At 51.1% G+C, this 15553-nt stretch carries 17 protein-coding genes; 13 read left to right on the forward strand and 4 right to left on the reverse strand.

Going from position 1 to position 15553, the window contains the following annotated elements:
- Nucleotides 1-251: 251 nt before the first annotated feature.
- The 10 genes from ACUVQO_RS05310 (at nt 252) to ACUVQO_RS05355 (ending at nt 9960) form a co-directional block, all read left to right on the forward strand.
- Nucleotides 252-1478 carry a Coenzyme F420 hydrogenase/dehydrogenase, beta subunit C-terminal domain gene (locus ACUVQO_RS05310; RefSeq protein WP_445924849.1) on the forward strand — a complete coding sequence of 409 codons (1227 nt, stop codon included), beginning with the start codon at nt 252-254 and terminating at the stop codon, nt 1476-1478.
- Nucleotides 1435-2274, forward strand: a complete 840-nt coding sequence (locus ACUVQO_RS05315; protein ID WP_445924850.1) for an MOSC domain-containing protein — start codon at nt 1435-1437, stop codon at nt 2272-2274. Before ACUVQO_RS05310 ends, ACUVQO_RS05315 begins: the two co-directional genes overlap by 44 nt.
- A 26-nt stretch (nt 2275-2300) precedes the next feature.
- Nucleotides 2301-2936, forward strand: coding sequence for a ribonuclease H1 domain-containing protein (locus ACUVQO_RS05320; RefSeq protein WP_445924851.1), 636 nt, complete (start codon nt 2301-2303; stop codon nt 2934-2936).
- A gap of 317 nt (nt 2937-3253) precedes the next feature.
- On the forward strand, nt 3254-3799 hold the full coding sequence (locus ACUVQO_RS05325) for a response regulator (RefSeq protein ID WP_445924852.1): 546 nt from the start codon (nt 3254-3256) through the stop codon (nt 3797-3799).
- 131 nt (nt 3800-3930) lie between these two features.
- A complete protein-coding gene (locus ACUVQO_RS05330) occupies nt 3931-4647 on the forward strand; it encodes a PAS domain-containing protein (protein ID WP_445924853.1) in 717 nt (238 codons plus the stop codon).
- A gap of 97 nt (nt 4648-4744) precedes the next feature.
- Entirely contained in the window at nt 4745-5590 is an 846-nt protein-coding gene (locus ACUVQO_RS05335; protein ID WP_445924854.1) for an adenylate/guanylate cyclase domain-containing protein, read from the forward strand.
- 94 nt (nt 5591-5684) lie between these two features.
- Nucleotides 5685-6113: a DUF3067 family protein gene (locus tag ACUVQO_RS05340; protein ID WP_445924855.1), complete on the forward strand. Its 429-nt coding sequence runs from the start codon at nt 5685-5687 to the stop codon at nt 6111-6113.
- Between the two features lie 26 nt (nt 6114-6139).
- The gene (locus tag ACUVQO_RS05345) at nt 6140-7561 is read left to right on the forward strand and encodes an FAD-binding oxidoreductase (protein ID WP_445924856.1); all 1422 of its coding nucleotides are present in this window, start codon (nt 6140-6142) and stop codon (nt 7559-7561) included.
- Between the two features lie 204 nt (nt 7562-7765).
- Nucleotides 7766-9112: a (Fe-S)-binding protein gene (locus ACUVQO_RS05350; protein WP_445924857.1), complete on the forward strand. Its 1347-nt coding sequence runs from the start codon at nt 7766-7768 to the stop codon at nt 9110-9112.
- Entirely contained in the window at nt 9112-9960 is an 849-nt protein-coding gene (locus ACUVQO_RS05355; protein ID WP_445924858.1) for a TIGR01548 family HAD-type hydrolase, read from the forward strand. The genes ACUVQO_RS05350 and ACUVQO_RS05355 overlap by 1 nt, the downstream gene beginning before the upstream one ends.
- Nucleotides 9961-10071: 111 nt before the next feature.
- On the opposite strand, the gene ACUVQO_RS05360 is transcribed toward ACUVQO_RS05355, so the two are convergent.
- The 3 genes from ACUVQO_RS05360 to ACUVQO_RS05370 form a co-directional block, all read right to left on the reverse strand.
- Complete coding sequence (locus tag ACUVQO_RS05360) at nt 10072-10512, reverse strand: 4a-hydroxytetrahydrobiopterin dehydratase (protein WP_445924859.1); 441 nt, start codon at nt 10510-10512, stop codon at nt 10072-10074.
- A gap of 91 nt (nt 10513-10603) precedes the next feature.
- Nucleotides 10604-10960 (reverse strand): STAS domain-containing protein, encoded by a 357-nt coding sequence (locus tag ACUVQO_RS05365; RefSeq protein ID WP_445924860.1) that lies wholly within the window; start codon nt 10958-10960, stop codon nt 10604-10606.
- Between the two features lie 145 nt (nt 10961-11105).
- A complete protein-coding gene (locus ACUVQO_RS05370) occupies nt 11106-12440 on the reverse strand; it encodes an ABC transporter substrate-binding protein (protein WP_445924861.1) in 1335 nt (444 codons plus the stop codon).
- 115 nt (nt 12441-12555) lie between these two features.
- Here ACUVQO_RS05370 and ACUVQO_RS05375 point away from each other — a divergent pair, with 115 nt between their 5' ends.
- Nucleotides 12556-13173: a chorismate lyase gene (locus tag ACUVQO_RS05375; protein WP_445924862.1), complete on the forward strand. Its 618-nt coding sequence runs from the start codon at nt 12556-12558 to the stop codon at nt 13171-13173.
- A gap of 132 nt (nt 13174-13305) precedes the next feature.
- A complete protein-coding gene (locus ACUVQO_RS05380; protein ID WP_445924863.1) occupies nt 13306-13806 on the forward strand; it encodes a Tic20 family protein in 501 nt (166 codons plus the stop codon).
- On the opposite strand, the gene ACUVQO_RS05385 is transcribed toward ACUVQO_RS05380, so the two are convergent.
- Complete coding sequence (locus tag ACUVQO_RS05385; protein WP_445924864.1) at nt 13803-14630, reverse strand: fumarylacetoacetate hydrolase family protein; 828 nt, start codon at nt 14628-14630, stop codon at nt 13803-13805. The two genes, ACUVQO_RS05380 and ACUVQO_RS05385, sit on opposite strands and share 4 nt — an antisense overlap.
- 237 nt (nt 14631-14867) lie before the next feature.
- Between ACUVQO_RS05385 and rpsF the strand changes: the two genes are divergently transcribed.
- Nucleotides 14868-15185: a 30S ribosomal protein S6 gene (gene rpsF, locus ACUVQO_RS05390; protein ID WP_445924865.1), complete on the forward strand. Its 318-nt coding sequence runs from the start codon at nt 14868-14870 to the stop codon at nt 15183-15185.
- Nucleotides 15186-15553 lie beyond the last annotated feature (368 nt).

The raw sequence follows: 15553 nt of genomic DNA on the forward strand, positions 1-15553 counted from the left end.
CCTCAACATGCAGATCGACCTGATGAACCGCAATCTGGCGATCGAATTGCTTCGTCAAATCCTGGGTGCGAATGGCCAGTTCTTTCACCATAGGGGTTGCCCCTCAGACAAAGTTATCCGCTAGCCTAACCTCTCTCTATCCGATTTGCCACCCCATCCACGAGTTTATCTTCAGGGGCAATCGCCAATCGAATAATCTCGTTTCTCTATCCTCAGGGGACAGCATTGGGCTATTGTGATCATCAGTGTTGATGACAAGCCGCTATAAAAAACTGCTCCCCATGACTGCTGTTTATCCTCATCAAAAAGCAAAAGCGCTCAAGCCATCTAGCCGTCGTCCTGCAAAAGAACTTTGTAGCGAGTGTGGCCTGTGTGACACCTATTACATTCATTATGTGAAAGAGGCGTGCGCTTTCCTGACGCAACATATCGCCGAGTTGGAAGCGGCAGCTCACGGCCGCAGCCGCAACTTAGATCACCAGGATGACTGGTACTTTGGGGTGCATCAGGAGATGATGGCGGCGCGTAAAAAAGAGCCAATTCCGGGGGCACAGTGGACTGGAATTGTTAGCTCGATCGCCATTCAGATGCTCACCCGTGGGATTGTGGAAGGGGTGGTTTGTGTCCAGAATACCGAGGACGATCGCTTTCAGCCCAAGCCTGTGATTGCGCGTACACCAGAGGAAATTCTGGCGGCACGGGTGAATAAACCCACCCTGTCCCCAAATTTGTCAGTTCTGGAGCAAATCGAGCAATCCGGGATGAAGCGGTTGCTGTTGATTGGCGTGGGATGTCAGATTCAGGCCCTGCGAACGGTGGAAAAACAACTGGGCCTAGAAAAACTTTACGTCCTGGGAACGCCCTGTGTAGATAATGTCACCCGCGCCGGACTGCAAAAGTTTTTAGACACGACCAGTCGATCGCCGGAAACAGTCGTCTACTACGAATTCATGCAGGACTTCCGGGTGCATTTCAAGCACGAAGATGGCTCCACGGAAACGGTGCCGTTTTTCGGGTTGAAGACGAACCAACTGAAAGATGTATTCGCTCCCTCCTGCATGAGTTGTTTTGATTACGTCAATTCTCTGGCGGATCTGGTGGTTGGTTACATGGGGGCACCGTTTGGCTGGCAATGGATTGTAGTGCGGAACGATCGCGGTCAGGAAATGCTAGATCTGGTGCAGGATCAGATCGAAACGCAACCTGTAACTTCCCAGGGCGATCGCAAACAAGCCGTGCAGCAGAGCATTCCCGCTTACGACAAAGGCGTGACCTTACCCATGTGGGCTGCTAAATTGATGGGCGTGGTGATTAAACGGATTGGGCCAAAAGGATTGGAATATGCCCGCTTCTCGATCGATTCTCACTTCACCCGCAATTACCTGTACGTGAAGCGCCATTATCCCGAAAAACTAGCAGCCCATGTGCCGGAGTATGCCAAACGGATTGTGGGACAGTACAAACTTCCTGAAGCCTGAAGCCATGCCCTATCTCAGTCGGATTATTCTGTATCCCATCAAGTCACTGGATGGGATTGCGGTGCAGCGGGCGATGGTGTTGGACAGCGGGGCACTGCAGGGCGATCGCGAATATGCGATCGTCGATTACCAGGGCAAATTTGTCAACGGCAAACGTACCGCGGCTATTCATAAGCTACGGGCGGAGTTTGATTGGGAAAATCATCTTGTATCCTTGAACATTGCAGGATCAGATGCAGTGGAACAGTTTCATCTGGATGACGATCGCGTGTCGCTAGAGGGATGGTTGAGCGAGTATTTTGGCTTTCCCGTAAAGCTGATTCACAATGCGGAAATGGGCTTTCCAGATGACACGAACTCTCCCGGCCCCACCGTAATCAGTACCGAAACTCTCCAGGAAGTTGCCAGTTGGTTTCCCGGTTTAACGGTGGACAGTCTACGAAAACGGCTGCGAACCACCCTGGAGATTGCCGATGTCGAACCATTTTGGGAAGACCAGTTATATGCTCAAACAGGCACTTTTGTGCCGTTTCAGATTGGCACGGTCAATTTCATGGGAGTCAATCCCTGCCAGCGCTGCATCGTGCCTACTCGCGATCAAGAGACGGGAGAAGCCTATCCCGAATTTCAAAAAATCTTCTCAGTCCAACGCCGACAAACCCTACCAAACTGGGTAGACACCTCTCGTTTCAATCATTTTTACCGTCTAGCGATCAATACGCGACTAACACCGTCAGAAGCCAGAAAGATGCTGCAGGTCGGGGATTCGGTTCACCTGGGGCTAGAACCCCTGTAACGTTTAGCAGAAAGGTGATCTGTAGAATGGTAAAGACAAAATATTACGCGGTGATCAAAGGCCGACAAACTGGCATCTTTACCAGTTGGGATCAATGCGAGAAACAGGTGAAAGGCTTCAGTGGTGCCATATACAAATCTTTCAACACCAGAGAGGAAGCAGAGGCCGCGATCGCATCAGCGAATCAGCATGGTGAACTGGTCGAGCAGGCAAAGAGCCAACAGGGATTCACAGCCAATCAGCCCTCTCTTCATCACTTGATTGAAAACAGTATTTGTGTTGATGCGGCCTGTTCAGGCAATCCGGGTGCGGTTGAATATCAAGGGGTTTGTACAGCCACCCACGAGGTGCTGTTTCATCAAGGCCCGATTCCGCACGGCACCAATAACCTGGGAGAATTCTTGGCGATCGTGCATGCGCTGGCCTACTTAAAACAACAAGGCAAAGACTTACCAATCTACTCAGATTCAGAAACCGCGATTCTCTGGGTTAGAAACAAGCAGGTTCGCACAACTCTGAAACAAAACTCCAACAGTGAAGAAATTTTCAATTTAATCGAAAGGGCGCTGAATTGGCTGAGAACTAATGACTATAGTAATTTGATCCTGAAATGGGATACGAAAGCCTGGGGTGAAATTCCAGCCGATTTTGGTCGTAAATAGGGACTGGAGCGATCGCTTTGAGGAGATCATGAGCCTTCCGAAGAAATTCCAGCCGGTTTTGGTCGTAAGTAGTTATCCTGCAAGGCTGTATCTTTGATTACTTGCCACCTTGCCAAACCCTGAAACAGGCAGCATCCATGCTCTCTATTTTGCAACAATTCCATAGAACTTGCTCCATCAAGGAACCATAAAGCGGAAAAATAGAGAAAAATTTTTGCATAAACTTTCTGTTCAGAGCAAATAATCCTTGTAAATTAGGAAGCAGGTGCAGCATTGATTATCTGGACATTCATAGAGCCTGTTTAAGGGCATCTCTTATGTTGATTGGGAACACTGATCATGGCTATAACTTCCTAAAGGACATCTTGTTAAAAGACATCTTGAGAAACAAGAACCTGGAACCGAATATTTCCGATGACTCTAGAATCAGCGCTGTAGCCAGCATTTTAATTGTCGATAACGACCCCCACAACCTGCATATCCTGTCGCGCTTGTTGCAGCGTGAACACTATTCTGTCCACCTTGCTACCAATGGCGCCATGGCATTGCAAGCTGTGCAGGTACAGGCGCCCGACCTGATTCTGCTCGACGTTCACATGAGCGAAATGAGTGGGTTTGAAGTCTGTAACGTACTCAAACAGTCCTCGCTCATCTGCGACATTCCGATTCTGTTTATCAGTGCCTCGGATGACCTTGATGATAAGGTAAAAGGATTTGAGGTGGGAGGAGCAGACTACATCACCAAACCCTTCCAGTTTCAGGAAGTCCTGATGCGAGTACGCCATCAACTCAAGCTGCGCACCTTGCAACAACAACTCGAAGCTAAGAATAGGGAGTTGCAGCAAGCGATCGCGGAGCGTTAGCAAGCCGAGAAAGTCAGAGAATTACTGCTCACCATTACTCAAGACATTCACGTTTCAGGTGACTTCCAAACTGCCCTGACGGTCACTCTCAAAGGCATTTGTGAGGTTACAGGATGGTCTTATGGTGAAGTGTGGGTTCCCTGGCTAGTGGTCAAGCGCTGGAATGCCATCCTGCCCGGTACTTGAACACGGATGGGTGGAGCGAGCAACAGCGGTACCAATGGCAAAACTTTCGTTCTGGCCGCGAACGGTTAACCCTGGTGCCCGGTCAGGGATTGCCGACGCAGGTGTGGCAACAACAAGAGCCTGTCTGGATTTCCGAACCAGAGCTGACGGCAGATGTACTCAGGTTACACGAATCTTTTAGCCAGGTCTGTGAGCTGAAAGGTGGGGCGGGCTTTCCCATCCTGACTCAACAGGGACAGGTGTTGGCTGTGCTGGTGTTCTGGACGAGAAGCGTCCAAGAGCAATCTGACGCAGCGACGAAATTGGTCAATACCGTGACCATGCAGCTAGGTATCGTGCTACACAATAAACAAATTGCGGCCAAGTTGGCAGGTTTGTTTGCCGCCATGCGGGACATCGTTTTGATATTTGACTTCCGTGGCTATTGTCTGGAAGTAGTAACTACCAATCCCGAAATGCTTTACGCTTCCCCCCGGGAACAGGTAGGTAAGAACGTGCGAGAGATCCTACCTGCTGATCAAGCCGATCGCTTTTGTCACCGTATTACAGAAGCCCTCGCCTGCAACAAAACGATCACCATTGAATACAGTTTACTTATCCAAGACCAGGAACAGTGGTTTTCTGCCCATATCTCCCCGATTTCGGAGGAAACGGTCATTTGAGTGGCACGCGATGTAACGCAGCACAAACGATCGGAAGCGGTATTACGCCAGCGAGAAGCTGAACTCGCTCAAACGAGCCGCTTCCTGGATAGCATTATTGAAGCAAACCGAAGACAAGTATCGCAGCATTGTCGAAAACGCGATCAATGGCATCTTCCAGACCTCCCCCACAGGCGATTACCTGAGTGCCAATTTAGCCCTGGCCAAAGTCTATGGCTATGATTCCCCAGAAGAGTTATTGGCGAAGCTCAAGAATAGCTGTCAGCTTTATGTGAATCCCAGCGATCGCGATCACTTTGTGGCAGAAATCCAGCCGACCGGAGTGATTTCCTGCTTTGAAGTGGAGGTCTACCGCAAAGATAGCAGCACCATCTGGGTGGAGGAAAATGCCCGCAAAGTGCGGGACTGCCAGGAAAAGCTGCTTTACTACGAGGGGATTGTCACCGATATTACCCGGCGACGACAGGCAGAAATTGCTCTCCGCCTGGAAAAGGAAAAGTCGGAGCGTTTGTTGCTCAATATTTTGCCGGAACCGATTGCCGATCGCCCGAAGGATGACGATAGCGCGATCGCCGAGAGCTACGAGGAAGTGAGCATTCTATTTGCTGATATTGTGGGCTTCACGGCTCTGTCAGCTCAGATGCAGCCGATCCAGATTGTAAACTTACTGAATCATCTGTTTTCCGAATTCGACCACCTGGTAGACCGCTATCGGCTGGAAAAGATCAAAACCATTGGCGATGCTTACATGGTCGCGGCAGGCTTACCGATTCCCCGTAAAGATCACGCCCATGCCATTGCCCAGTTGGCGATCAATATGCAGACCACCGTTCAGAATGTGGCAAAAAGCATAGGTGAGCCGCTGCAGCTGCGGATCGGCATTAACTCTGGGGTGGTGATTGCCGGAGTCATTAGTCATTGGTACAAAGAAGTTTATCTATGACCTATACCGTAAACCCCACATAGCCGCCGACCACTAACCAATCCTGCCATCCCGGTGGCAATACGCCTCACCCATTCTCCATCTCTCACTCCTCATGCCATTTTGGATTTGGGATTTGCGATTTGGGATTTGTGATGTTTACATCCCCACCCTTCTACCGCTCTACCCATCATCCTACCCACCCCACCTGTGGGATACTGGATCGCGTATGAATGGAAATGACCTGCACCAACTGCTACTCAATAAATGGGGCCGTTCCTACGATATTCAGTTACGGCGAATTCAGGGCAAGATTTTTGTTTTGGTGATGTGGAAGTATCTAGAGCAAGCCTCCTTTCCCCTCACCGAAGCTGAATATCTGGCACACCTGAACACAATCGCCAGCTATCTTGAGGCATGGGGCGGAGTGGAGCAGGTACGCACCTTTATTGAACAAACCCGCGATCGCCCGCGTCTGGGTAAAGCCATCAGCATTCCCCTGGATTTGGGAGAGCGATCGTCAGAATGGATACTGGACGAATAAACCCACACATTCAAGGACAGTCAGGCATGGACGGGGGTTCAAGACAACAGAAGATTTTGCAAACCCTGGAACGAGTTGTGGGAGCTTCCGGAGTTTGTTCTGAAGCAGAATTCCTCCAGCCAGAGGTTCTACAGGCGGCGATCGCGCCCGGTGAGAATATTGCCGCGATCGTCTCTCCAGCCACTCCCGAAGAACTCGCCAATGTCGTCACCACAACCCATCATCACGGCTGGCGACTTATTCCCTGTGGCAGTGGCAGTAAGTTAAATTGGGGAGGATTGGTGGGCAAGGGATCAGGAATTGGGGATCAGGGGTCAGGGATTAGGGATCAGGGATTAGGATTGGAAATCCAAAATCCAAAATCCAAAACCCAAAATCCCTCCCCTCTCCTTCTGCTCACCACCCATCGCCTCAATCGCCTGATTGAACACGCGGTAGGTGATCTGACAGTCACGGTGGAGGCGGGAATGAAATTTGCCGAGTTGCAGGGGGTTTTGGCTAAGGCGGGGCAGTTTCTGGCGATCGACCCGGCTTATCCAGACCAGGCCACGATCGGGGGCATTGTGGCAACGGCGGATACTGGATCCCTGCGGCAGCGTTATCAAAGTGTGCGGGATATGTTGCTGGGAATTTCCTTTGTCCGGGCCGATGGGGAATTGGCGAAGGCGGGGGGGCGGGTGGTGAAAAATGTCGCCGGATATGACCTGATGAAGTTGCTAACAGGTTCCTATGGCACCCTGGGGATTATTACTCAGGTTACATTTCGGGTATATCCCTTACCGGAAGCCTCGCAAACGATCGTCCTGAGTGGCTTGGAGGATAGTATTGCCCGGGCCACGAAGACCTTGCTGAGTTCCGCGTTGACTCCGGCCAGTGCCGATCTGCTTTCTGTTCCAGTTGTGCAGGATTTGGGATGGGGAACAAGAACTGGACTGGCTGTGCAGTTTCAAAGCATTGAACTGAGTGTGAAGGAGCAGATCAATCGGGTTAAAGAAATCGGGCAGGCTCTGGGATTAAGCCATGTGACCTTTGCAGAGGCAGAGGATCGGCTTCTATGGCAACGATTGCGAGAACAAATGACGATCGCCCCCCAGAACACAGCCATTACTTGCAAAATAGGGATACGACCTTCTGCCGCGATTGGCCTTTTCCAGCAACTTGACCAACTTTTTCAATCATCCTCGTTCTGCCAGATTCATGCCGGAAGTGGCTTAGGTCGGTTACTGCTGAAAGATGTCACCCTTCAGCCCACCACCCTGATGAAAATTCGTACCTACTGCCAAACCAACGGCGGATTTCTCACCGTCCTGCAAGCTCCAACAGCGTTCAAGCAAGCAGTCGAGGTTTGGGGCTACGCTGGAAATGCTCTGGAGGTGATGCAAAAGATTAAGCATCAATTTGATCCGCAGAATCTTCTGAATCCTGGTCGATTCGTCAATGGCATTTGAAGGTTGGCATTTAAACCAAGTCCAGCTAGAGAACGGTCGTTTTCCGATCAGAGAAACTACGGTTCTGGACTTGGACAAGGTTTAATTCCTCTGTACGGGCATAGCATTCGGCAGAGGGTTCTCGGTTAATGGCTAAGGATTGAAGCCGAATGCCACGCCCCTAGCCGATTCTGGATTTATTCTGTTCTCACTTCTGAATTCCCAATGGCGCAACTCGATTTAAAAACTCAAAACTTAGAACTCAGCACTCAACACTCCTTCGACCCTGATCATCCTCCCGATCCGAAGCTGATTGATACCTGTGTTCACTGCGGGTTCTGCCTGTCCACCTGTCCCAGTTATCGGGTGATTGGCAAGGAAACCGATTCTCCCAGAGGCCGCATTTATTTGATGGATGGGGTGAATGAGGGAACGATTCCCCTGTCTCCGGCCACCGTTGAGCATTTTGATACCTGCCTGGGTTGTCTGGCCTGTGTTACCACCTGTCCTTCTGGTGTACAGTATGACCAGTTAATCGCGGCTACCCGTCCTCAAATTGAGCGCAACCACCAGCGATCGCTCTCCGAAAAACTACTCCGCGCTCTCATCTTTAAAACCTTTCCCTATCCCAGCCGTCTGCGAATTCTGCTGCGTCCCCTCGGCCTGTACCAGAAATTGGGCCTGCAACGGCTGGTGCGATCGCTAGGCTTCCTGCCCCGCATTTCTCCCCGACTGGCGGCCATGGAATCCATGCTGCCTCCCATTTCTCCCCAGGCGTTTCAAGATAATTTACCAGAACTGATTCCGGCTCAAGGCGAAAAACGCTATCGGGTGGGGATGCTGTTGGGCTGTGTGCAGCGACTGTTTAATCCAGAAGTCAATGATGCTACCGTTCGTGTGTTAACGGCAAATGGCTGTGAAGTCGTGATTCCCCGTGGGCAGGGATGTTGTGGTGCCCTCAGCCATCACCAGGGGCAGGAGGAGCAAGCCAAAACGCTAGCTCGTCAAATGATTGATAGCTTTGCTGATGCAGGAGTAGATTACGTGCTGATCAATGCCTCTGGGTGCGGCCATACCCTCAAGGAATACGAACGCATCCTGGCAGACGATTCCCTCTATGCGGAGAAAGCGAAGCAGTTTGCCAGTCAGGTGCGAGATGTGCAGGAATTTCTGGCCGAGGTGGGTCTGACTGCCAAACTCTCTCCTTTACAAGCAGACCCACTGCCGATTGTGTATCAGGATGCCTGCCACATGCTGCACGGTCAGAAAATCAGCGTCCAGCCCCGACAATTGTTGCGGCAAATCCCTGGGGTGCAACTACGGGAACCATTGGATGCAGCACTGTGCTGCGGCAGTGCGGGAGTGTATAACATTCTACAACCGGAAGTAGCAGAAGAATTAGGCCGGCAAAAGGTACGGAATCTCCTCAATACCGGAGCATCGATAATTGCCTCGGCCAATATTGGCTGCTTTGTCCAGATCAGTAAGCATTTACAATTGCAGGGGAAATCTATTCCAGTGCTGCATCCGATGCAGTTGCTGGATTATTCAATTCGGGGAGTGCAGTTGTAGTGAAGAGGCAAAGTGCGATCGCGGTGTTTGACATTGATGGAGTGGTACGGGATGTGGGCAATTCCTACCGTCGCGCTCTGGCGGATACCGTTGAGTATTTCACGGCTGGAGCCTACCGCCCCTCCCAGGCAGAAATTGATGCTCTGAAATCGGAAGGCATCTGGAACAACGACTGGGAAGCCTCGCAGGAACTGGTCTATCGCTTTTTTGAAACCCAAACTGCCCATGGCAGTGCTCTGCCTACCGGGGAAGCCGCAATCCGGCGAGAGCAAACAGGGCGGGGCGGGGTGGAAATTGATTATTCCAAGCTAGTTGCCTTTTTCCAATCCCGCTACCGAGGGCCAGATCCAATTCACTGGACAGGTTACATTTGCCATGAACCTCTGCTCTTCCAGGCCGATTATCTGGAACGGCTCACCCAGGCTGGCATCCTCTGGGGCTTTTTCAGTGGGGCAACCCGTGGCTCGGCTTCCTATGTATTGGAGAAACGACTGGGCTTACAGGATCCGGTGCTGATTGCAATGGAAGATGCTCCTGGCAAACCGGATCCTACAGGACTGTTGGCGACGGTCGATCGTCTGGAGCAACCCGCAGACTTCAATCAGACTCCTGTGCTCTACCTGGGGGACACGGTTGCAGATATGTATACCGTACAGCAGGCGCGAGAACAGCAGCCCCAGCGATCGTGGATTGCCGTTGGTGTATTACCACCTCACGTTCAGGAAACGCCAGAGCGCAGCCAGATGTATGCTCAAACTCTGAAGCAGGCAGGAGCCGATATAGTCTTCAGCAATGCTCAGGAACTCACGCCAGAGAAAATCTGGGAGTTAGTGAGTACCGCACCGTAGTGTGTTTTGAACAGTTATTAGAGTAGATTGATAGATTGACAGGGGCAGGTTTTGGTATTTAGTTACTAACAGAGCAATAAACTTGTTGGCTAAGCCTGCCCCTACAAGTCTCTATTTCGCCAGTTCATTGGCACGTTTGGCCAGTTCTACATCTTTGGCGGTAATGCCACCGGAGTCGTGAGTTGTCAAGTCGATCGTGACCCGGTTGTACACATTGAACCATTCCGGGTGGTGGCCCATAGTTTCAGCAACCAGAGCCATGCTGGACATAAATCCAAAGGCTTCCACAAAGGAGCCGAACTGAAATTGACGGTGGAGTTTGCCATCCTTTACACTCCATCCGGTTAATTGAGCCAGGGCGGTATTGAGTTCATCAGCAGACAAGACAGGGGCGCTCATAGGGGACTCCTGAGAGATCGTAGGGGATGAGGAAGTCTTAACTTGGCTAGCGTTTGGGGGGTGAGCCACAGCACTGAACAGCAGAACGATCGCAATCAGCCCTCCCACCGTCAGAATAGCAGCAAATTTCAGCCAGTTCGACAGCTTAATCAAGAAACAAGCAATCCTCCTGCACATAAAAAGCCGCTCTGTCTGAATTGCGGCTGGGAAAGTAGCGATTCCCTGATCGCTCGATCAGCGATCGTCAGCCTCTTGCTTTTTTGATATTCTCAATCGCCGCCTCAACTGAGGGCTGCAATGCCAGAAACCGTTCCAGGCGCACCAGTTTTACCGTTTGCGTCACCCGTGGATTGGTCACGATTTGGATAGAGCCATCGGCTGATTGAGCTTTTTTGGCCAGTTGTACCAGGGCACCCAATCCAGAACTATCGACAAAGTCAATCTTGGACAGATCCAAGATCAGGTATTTTGGCCCTTCCTCAACGCACTTCGTCATCACCTTCCGAAAGGTCGGCTCAGAAAAGGCATCCAAAAGACCTGTGAGGCGGAATAGTTGATAATCATCCTTGACTTCCCGCGTGCCTCTTAAGCTGACTGTCAAGGTTAGTGGCTCAGGAATAGAACCCTCCTACCGTTTTCATCCTTGATTCGACGGTTCAGTATACACCCTAACGGATCGATTGGCTACCACAGGATGACGCTGAAGTTTCGATATCTTAGCACCCGGATTTGCCGGAGGGGTAATTCTACTTCTGACTTTTCTTTCCCGCTGCCAGGAGTCGCCTTGTTTCTTCCGCTGCCGCTTTCATAGCCTGTTCAGGCGATTTTTGGTTGGTCAGGGCGGCACTCAGATAGCGCTGCAAAATATCGGAGGTTTGGGCGTACTGGGCGATCGGGGGGCGCAGAACAGCATTCTGCACAACCTTGAACAGTTCTGGATAGTAGCTGTATTTGGCAGTGATTTGAGGCTTATTGAATAAGTTCTGGCGGCTGGGTACGTATCCCGCCTCCATGACAAATTTTTGCTGAGAGGGTTCACTGGTTAAAAACCGAATCGCCTCTAACGCTTCTTTCGGATGTTTGGAGGTTTTGGCAATGCCCAAGCCCCACCCTCCCAAACAGGAGCCTCCCTGTTGTCCAGCAGCGGGAACCATCGGCATGATCGCCACTTTTCCTTTTACTGGAGAAGTCTCTTCATTCAGCAAGGGCCAGGCATAGGGCCAATTCCGCAGAAAAGCCGCCTGGCCATTTTGAAACAGCCGACGGGTATCTTCTTCCACATAGGTTGTCACACCGGGAGGAGAAATCCCCTGGTTGATCGTGTCCTGCAAAAACTGGACGGCGCGGATGGCTTCGGGGCGATCGAGGCCCACTTCCAGAGTCTCTGGGTTCACCCAAAATCCGCCAAATCCTTTCAGCACCTCGACAAACATCGCCGATAGTCCTTCATACTGTTTGCCCTGCCAGAGATACCCCCAGCGCACCGCTTGCCTGTCCTGCAATACTTTAGACAGGGTAGCAATGTCTTCAAAGGTCTTCGGTGGGGCCAATCCAGCCTGTTCCAGCAAATCCTTGCGGTAGTAGAGCATCCCGACATCCGATCGCACAGGAATCCGGTACAGCCGCCCCTGGTAACGCCCACCATTCACATCTGTCGGGGAGAAGGCTGCTAAATCTTGGGGCGAAAATTGCTCCGTTAGATCCACTAGCCAGCCTGCTGCTGCAAACTTGGGTGTCCAGATAACATCCATCGTCACCAGATCATAGGGCGAGTCCCCCAGCAAGAAGGCGGTGGTATACATATCCTCCAGCAGGCTGACATTGTTTGGCCCTTCCACAATCTGCAGCCGGATGTTGGGATGGGAAGCCTCAAATGCCTTTACCATATACTTCGTCCAGGGTGGCACATCCGGCGCACTCATCAACAATTGCAGCGTCACGGGTTGTTGGGGAGCAACAGGAGACGCTGCCACCAGAACCATGTACAGGATACCGATCGCCAGCAAACCGAGGTAACGGATGAATCGGGGTAAACGGCGGAACACTGACCAAAAACTTTGCAGGGCGGTAAAGAATTGCATAACAGGCAGCATACTCACTGCAATAGGTTGGCGTAAAGCATTTTGCAGGAACACTTAACGAGACAGCCCTACCCTGACGCTATGATTGAATAGAGGTTAAGTTGTGTAAAGAAAGGTGACAGTAACCTTTAAACCATCCGATATTACCCTGCCCAAAACCTGGCACTCGCTGAAGCCTCTCTGGCAGGGAGACGAAACGGCAGTCCAGGAAGGCTTACCCCATAGCCAACTGGCCCCCGCATGGCAAATTTTGCTTTTAGGAGATGGGTCGCCCACCCGTCATCTCCAACTTTTAACCGGGGAACGTACCGAGGTAGACGTGATTGATATGTCGCCGATCGGCCTGGATCCTGACAATGCTCCAGCCCAACTGCAGGTCGTACCGGGGCCACGATTGCGGCGACAGGTGTGGCTGCGAACCGCTTCTGGTCAGCGGCTGGCCTATGCCACGTCCTGGTGGGAAGCCAGCCATGTGGATGACTATTTGCAAAACCGATCAATTCCCATCTGGGCCAGCCTCGCCCGTCTGCGAACAGAACTCTACCGCGATGTGCAGGGTCTTTACTACGGCCACTCCCCGGAATTAGAAAAAGCCTTTGGCCAACCAGGGCCATTCTGGGGCCGCCATTACCTCTTCTGGCATCATGGGCAACCCTTTACCCTGATCTATGAGGTGTTTTCTCCGTATTTGGAGCGGTATTTAGGGCCAACGAGTTTAAGTGAAAGGGAATAGGAATTAGGGATTAGGGATTAGGTAGGTTTTAATCTCCCCCTCATTCCTAACCCCTATTCCCTATTCCCTGAGTTATTCTGAGCAATATCCAGGAATTTTGGCAGCAACGATAGCAACAGGAGTAAGGCAACTATGGCTTGGCGCGGATCAACAACCCCTTCCGATCGCATTTTTTCATGTCTGGTCTACCTGCTCCCACTGATGGATGTGGTGGGCTTGGCAGGTGGAGTGCTTATAGCCTCTGGTTCGTTCTTGACCCCGGTTCTAGGGGCTATTGTTCTGCCTCTCAGGCCGTTGTTCAGCATTTACTATGGGTTTGGTGGCTTTATGCCGCTGATTATTTTCTTTGCCCTGTACATGCTGGTAGTACGCAACGAGTCTGTACCGCACTTCATTCGTTTCAACACCATGCAATCGATCTTGATTGGCATTGTGTTGAGTCTATTTTCAATTCTCTGGAGTTTTGTATTCAGTTCAATCTTCCCTGCAACTAGCCTGGTGACACAAACAATCTTTAACACCATATTTCTGGCTGTCATAGCAGCCGTCGGTTACTCGATCGTGCAATCGGCCCTGGGACGCTATGCAGAAATTCCCACCATCTCTGAGGCGGCCTACACCCAGGTTCGTTAAGGATTGCTGCCAGCAACGAAATCATCGGAGTGGGTCTGCATAGGTTCGGGGTGCCTGGCAATCAGGTAGTTGTCTAAATACCCGATCCCCTCGATCTCCACGCGAACGCGATCGCCCACCTGCATAGGGCCAATTCCTTCTGGCGTTCCGGTCAGCACCACATCTCCTGGCAATAAGGTCATCACCTGACTGATGTAGGACACAATCACATCCGGGGCAAAGACCATTTCTTGGAGCAAGGCCGATTGCACCGGATTTGGGTCATCGTTCAAAAAGGTCTGCAGCCGTGCACCTGGGCTGAGTTCCCGAACAATCCAGGGGCCGAGCGGACAGAAGGTATCAAAGCCTTTGGCGCGAGTCCACTGGCCATCACTCTTTTGTAAGTCTCTGGCGGTTACATCGTTGGCGATCGTGTAGCCCCAAATCTTACTCCTGGCCTGCTCTGGGCTACAGTCCACACAGCGATCGCCGATCACCAGAGCCAGTTCCCCTTCATAATCTACCCGTTTGGACTGGCTGGGGTATTGAATCGCTGCATCTGCGGCAATCACAGCCGTTGTCGGTTTCAGGAACAGGAGTGGCTCCGCTGGAACCGAATTCCCCAGTTCTTTGGCATGATTCACATAATTCCTGCCCACTGCCACGATTTTAGAGGGCGCACAGGGAGCGAGCAACTGATACTGTCCTGGTGCCAACTCCTGATTCATCGGTTGCCCCTCTAACCAGGGTGGTGCATCCAGTAGACGAACTTGTCGATCAATTTGCAGAAGACCGTAGTGGACTTGTCCGTCTACTGTCTGAACCCGGACATAGCGCTGTGCCATAGTTCGTTCAATGTTTAAGTCGTTAATTTAAGCAGATCACTATTTGCTCATTATCCATCTAGTCTTTCATGACCTGTGCTTATCCCCAAAGCAAAAAAGCGGTTTTCTACCCCGATCGCATCAGCCCCTGGCTAATGATATGATCAGAGATCCTTGCTTCCTGGCATATGGAAAGAACGGGCCGTGAGGTTCGGTTCCATTTTGCTGAGAAGCCACCCAGTCCATAAGGAGAACAACATGAGTCAGCTTTACGAAACGATGTATATTCTGCGCCCTGACCTGGGTGAGGAAATGGTGGGGCAGGCGATCGAAAAATATCGCTCCATTCTGCAAGACAATGGAGCCGAGATTCTGGAAACCCAGCACCGGGGCAAACGCCGTCTAGCCTACGAAATTGCTAAACACCGGGAAGGGGTATATGTGCAAATGAACTATACCTGCAACGGTAGCCAGGTTGCAGTATTGGAACGAGCGATGCGGCTGAGTGATGAGGTAATCCGGTATCTCACCGTCAAGCAGGAACCCCCCAAAGCTGCCAAGGAAGCAGACGCTTAAGCTTGAAAAAAGCAGAAAGCAGGGGGCAGAAGGCGGTAAGTTCTGAGTCTTAATAGAATGGAACTCTTGCCTATTAGGCTCAATCATCAGGAGGATGGGAAGAGCTTGGCGTGCCTATTCAAATCAGCCAGAATGACAGGATGGAGCGTTTCCCTTTGCCCATCCTAAGTTTTTTCCAGAATTCATAAATTTAAAGCTCTACTTCACAGCCTTCTGCCTTTCTCCTTCTGCCTTCTTTCGTCTTTAAGAAGTTTTGTAACTTTCCGTTGAAAACAACAAAATATTGGGGTATCAATTTCGTTCGCAGGTGGTACATTAGCTGCAATCAAATCTCAACGAGAGCTAGATACTTTTCCATGCTGAAGGGT

It is taken from the genome of Leptodesmis sp. (assembly GCF_052746595.1).

Excerpts from the sequence above, each read along its gene's own strand:
- ACUVQO_RS05350 (WP_445924857.1), top strand. The coding sequence starts at position 7,766 with ATGGCGCAACTCGATTTAAAAACTCAAAACTTAGAACTCAGCACTCAA.
- ACUVQO_RS05385 (WP_445924864.1), bottom strand. The coding sequence starts at position 14,630 with ATGGCACAGCGCTATGTCCGGGTTCAGACAGTAGACGGACAAGTCCAC.
- ACUVQO_RS05310 (WP_445924849.1), top strand. The coding sequence starts at position 252 with ATGACAAGCCGCTATAAAAAACTGCTCCCCATGACTGCTGTTTATCCT.
- ACUVQO_RS05315 (WP_445924850.1), top strand. The coding sequence starts at position 1,435 with ATGCCAAACGGATTGTGGGACAGTACAAACTTCCTGAAGCCTGAAGCC.
- rpsF (WP_445924865.1), top strand. The coding sequence starts at position 14,868 with ATGAGTCAGCTTTACGAAACGATGTATATTCTGCGCCCTGACCTGGGT.
- ACUVQO_RS05325 (WP_445924852.1), top strand. The coding sequence starts at position 3,254 with ATGTTGATTGGGAACACTGATCATGGCTATAACTTCCTAAAGGACATC.
- ACUVQO_RS05380 (WP_445924863.1), top strand. The coding sequence starts at position 13,306 with ATGGCTTGGCGCGGATCAACAACCCCTTCCGATCGCATTTTTTCATGT.
- ACUVQO_RS05340 (WP_445924855.1), top strand. The coding sequence starts at position 5,685 with ATGCCATTTTGGATTTGGGATTTGCGATTTGGGATTTGTGATGTTTAC.
- ACUVQO_RS05320 (WP_445924851.1), top strand. The coding sequence starts at position 2,301 with ATGGTAAAGACAAAATATTACGCGGTGATCAAAGGCCGACAAACTGGC.
- ACUVQO_RS05345 (WP_445924856.1), top strand. The coding sequence starts at position 6,140 with ATGGACGGGGGTTCAAGACAACAGAAGATTTTGCAAACCCTGGAACGA.
- ACUVQO_RS05370 (WP_445924861.1), bottom strand. The coding sequence starts at position 12,440 with ATGCAATTCTTTACCGCCCTGCAAAGTTTTTGGTCAGTGTTCCGCCGT.